The sequence below is a fragment of the Vibrio sp. OPT41 genome (genome assembly GCF_015163595.1).
GTDB classification, from domain to species: domain Bacteria; phylum Pseudomonadota; class Gammaproteobacteria; order Enterobacterales; family Vibrionaceae; genus Vibrio; species Vibrio alginolyticus.
Map to the genome: position 1 here is coordinate 1 of NZ_JADDYH010000064.1, position 841 is coordinate 841.

The window sequence follows — 841 nt, forward strand, 5'->3', positions numbered from 1 at the left end:
GTTTCTTGATAACACTGATATCTTCAATGCGAGCTTGCCGAATATTTAACATATATAAATCCTTTTAACTTACCGTCCTCTCGCGGCTACATAACGCCCAATTAAGGTGTGAGGCACGCAATACCAATGCTACCGCATACCACCTTAACCACTACAACCAACGCATACCAAAAATGCCACGCGTGCCGAATCACTCTTAAATTGTTTGTTATAAAGCGGACTCTACGTTAAACGCCTTTTCGAACCACACTGAGCTTATGTACTGCCCATGTTTCTTCGCATATTCATTGAAAACTCCGACTTCTCTGAAACCAAACCGTTTATGTAATGCAACTGATGCGTCGTTTGGTAATGCAACACCCGACAATACACGATGGACACCATAGGCACGAATTGATGAGAACAACTGAGTATATAGTTTAGAACCTAAACCTTTCCCCTTTGCTTCTTGTGCCAGATAAACGGTCACTTCTACGGTGTCGTCAAAAGCTGAAATTGCTCTGTACTGTTGGGAACATGCAAAACCTAGCAACACGCCGTTTTCTGTGGCTACATATAGTTGATATTTGGTAGTGCTAGAAAACTGAGAAAACCATTTCTGACGATTTTCCAGAGTAAATGGAGCTTCATCAAAGCGTGCATTAGTGTGCTCAATATAAAAATTAAAGATGTCGGTGATACCAGCAACATCTTCAAGTTTACCTGTTCGAATTTCCACGAAATGTCCTTTTTCTTCGAGCTTTATAACGCCTTGTTAAGGTGTGAGGCACGCAATACCTAAGCTTCCGCATACCATCTTAACCACTAGAACTAACGCATAGTAAAAATGCTACGCGTGCCG

At 41.6% G+C, this 841-nt stretch carries 1 protein-coding gene; it reads right to left on the reverse strand.

Going from position 1 to position 841, the window contains the following annotated elements; all coding sequences use genetic code 11:
- Positions 1–208: 208 nt before the first annotated feature.
- Positions 209–718 (reverse strand): GNAT family N-acetyltransferase, encoded by a 510-nt coding sequence (locus IQP38_RS21665; RefSeq protein ID WP_193838030.1) that lies wholly within the window; start codon positions 716–718, stop codon positions 209–211.
- Positions 719–841: the final 123 nt, after the last annotated feature.